This is a genomic window from Fructobacillus tropaeoli (assembly GCF_001047135.2).
Classification (GTDB): Bacteria; Bacillota; Bacilli; order Lactobacillales; family Lactobacillaceae; genus Fructobacillus; species Fructobacillus tropaeoli.
Genome location: NZ_DF968111.1, coordinates 1 through 1874 on the forward strand (window position 1 = coordinate 1; position 1874 = coordinate 1874).

The following is a 1874-nucleotide window of genomic DNA, read 5'->3' on the forward strand; positions in this document are numbered from 1 at the left end:
TCTGCTGGAAAAATTCGAAAATGACCGTCTGAAGTGTAAACTTTATACCATTCGTCTTCATCCTCGATACGTGTGACCTCTACACGAGTTTCATAACCACGACCGTCTTTTAGTTTTTCACCAACCTTTATAACGTATGGTTCGTTGACACCTATACCATCATAAAATACGGCACCTAATCCAACGCTTTGTAAATTTAATATTCTCATCACTCCACCTCTTCATTCAATTTCTTTAGTTGTTCAGCTAAATATTCAGCACCATCTTTTGCGCCCATTTCATTTGGAACACTATGAGCATCGTCAAATCCGATTACCTTAACTGATTTTTGTTTCATAGCTTCCATTCCTTTTAAGTCATAACCTGCACGTTTTTTATCATCAAAGAATGGGTTTTGATCCAATAGCAACCATATTTGTTCCCCATCAAGCTCTGATATATAACCGCTAAAAGTAAGGCCGTGAACTGGTTTTGTATCAATATCCTTGTAAAAATCATCTGTATAATCAATTGGGAAATTATCAGGAATAACCACGTAACCATTTTCGGAAAATGGCCCAACTTTAGTAAACGTGTCAAACGGCTTTAACGCTGGTTTCTTTTTTTTCGTGCAATATCTGAATAGTCCATCACTTTACCTCTTCCTTGCTTAATTTTCGAAGTTGTTTAGCTAAATATTCAGCACCTTCTTTTGCACCCATTTCATTGGGGTGAATATGGTCGTTATCAAATCCTAACACTCTAACTGATAATTTCTTCATTGACGTAATGTAATTCTTTTCGTCTTCCGTTGATTTTTCCCAATCAAAGGAAAGCGATTGGTCAAGATACACCAGTCCTCTTTTACCATAAGTTTCTGTTAAATACCCGCCGAATGTTAGTCCGTTAACTGGCTTAGTGTCGATTTCGGCATAGAAATCACTTAAATAGTCGAGCGGGTAATTTTCGGGAATAACAACGTAGCCGTTTAAAGACCTTGGTCCTGTCATGGTAAAAGTTTCAAATGGCCTTAAATCCGGTTTTCTCGTATTTTTCAATTTTTCTGAATAATCCATCAATTTATCCTATTCTACATTGTATTTATTCGGCTCCGTAAATCTCTATTAGTTCATCAATACTTTCCTTATTTCCCCTCAAAATATTGATTACCTTATCATTTAGATTTTTGGCACTTGATTCATTTCTACCGTTAGTCTGCCTTAAAACGTCAAAACTAATATCTACCAATTCTCCAATAAAACTGTTTAATACTTCTAAATTGTCAAACGAATCGTTGTCATGATTAGTTTCCCCGTGAAAAGAAACGTCGCCAACCATTCGTTTTAATAAATCCGAACGTGAAAACTTTTCTTCAATCTTGCTTACCATCACTCGTCCTCTTCATCAACTTCTTCCAACACGTCAATTGCTAATCCACTAATACAAAACGCCCCGTATAATGAACTTTTTAACACGTCAACATCAATATTTGGGTCTTGATACAAGGACATTAAGATGTCCCGTTGCATATTGAGTTTTCCAATTAGCTCTTGTTTACTCATCATTCCACCTCTTCAATCAATTCAGGATTAGCAATTAGCTTAAGTGCATCGTATGGAGAAATTTTTAATTCATATCCTTTAACAGGCATTTCTTCACAAGGCGCAATCTCAATGTGATAACTAACTGTTACAGGAACATCTCCAATTATCTCGGCTAATTTCTTGAAATAATCTTCATTCTCGAATAATGTCTCACGTTGCCTGCTAGTTATTCTCATCACTCCACCTCTTCCTTGTCGAACATGTCTGGGTTGTAGCACCCTTCTCGGACTTCTGTTTCAGTAAAAACATCTCTATTTATAGGAGATAAATAGAATGAGTCCGATGGGTATC

At 36.3% G+C, this 1874-nt stretch carries 6 protein-coding genes; all 6 read right to left on the reverse strand.

Features of this window, described 5'->3' with window-relative positions:
• The coding region (locus AOQ32_RS08065) for a hypothetical protein (RefSeq protein ID WP_059394372.1) at positions 1 to 209 on the reverse strand (209 nt) is incomplete at its 3' end.
• Complete coding sequence (locus AOQ32_RS08070; RefSeq protein ID WP_059394373.1) at positions 209 to 535, reverse strand: hypothetical protein; 327 nt, start codon at positions 533 to 535, stop codon at positions 209 to 211. The genes AOQ32_RS08070 and AOQ32_RS08065, both read right to left, overlap by 1 nt.
• 94 nt (positions 536 to 629) lie before the next feature.
• A complete protein-coding gene (locus AOQ32_RS08075; RefSeq protein ID WP_059394374.1) occupies positions 630 to 1055 on the reverse strand; it encodes a hypothetical protein in 426 nt (141 codons plus the stop codon).
• A gap of 25 nt (positions 1056 to 1080) precedes the next feature.
• The gene (locus AOQ32_RS08080) at positions 1081 to 1368 is read right to left on the reverse strand and encodes a hypothetical protein (protein WP_059394375.1); all 288 of its coding nucleotides are present in this window, start codon (positions 1366 to 1368) and stop codon (positions 1081 to 1083) included.
• Complete coding sequence (locus AOQ32_RS08740) at positions 1368 to 1544, reverse strand: hypothetical protein (RefSeq protein ID WP_207657371.1); 177 nt, start codon at positions 1542 to 1544, stop codon at positions 1368 to 1370. Before AOQ32_RS08740 ends, AOQ32_RS08080 begins: the two co-directional genes overlap by 1 nt.
• The gene (locus AOQ32_RS08085; RefSeq protein ID WP_207657372.1) at positions 1541 to 1762 is read right to left on the reverse strand and encodes a hypothetical protein; all 222 of its coding nucleotides are present in this window, start codon (positions 1760 to 1762) and stop codon (positions 1541 to 1543) included. Before AOQ32_RS08085 ends, AOQ32_RS08740 begins: the two co-directional genes overlap by 4 nt.
• Positions 1763 to 1874: the final 112 nt, after the last annotated feature.

What these genes read in the sequence shown, in the direction of transcription:
- AOQ32_RS08080 (WP_059394375.1), bottom strand. Translation starts at nt 1,368, where the DNA reads ATGGTAAGCAAGATTGAAGAAAAGTTTTCACGTTCGGATTTATTAAAA.
- AOQ32_RS08075 (WP_059394374.1), bottom strand. Translation starts at nt 1,055, where the DNA reads ATGGATTATTCAGAAAAATTGAAAAATACGAGAAAACCGGATTTAAGG.
- AOQ32_RS08740 (WP_207657371.1), bottom strand. Translation starts at nt 1,544, where the DNA reads ATGATGAGTAAACAAGAGCTAATTGGAAAACTCAATATGCAACGGGAC.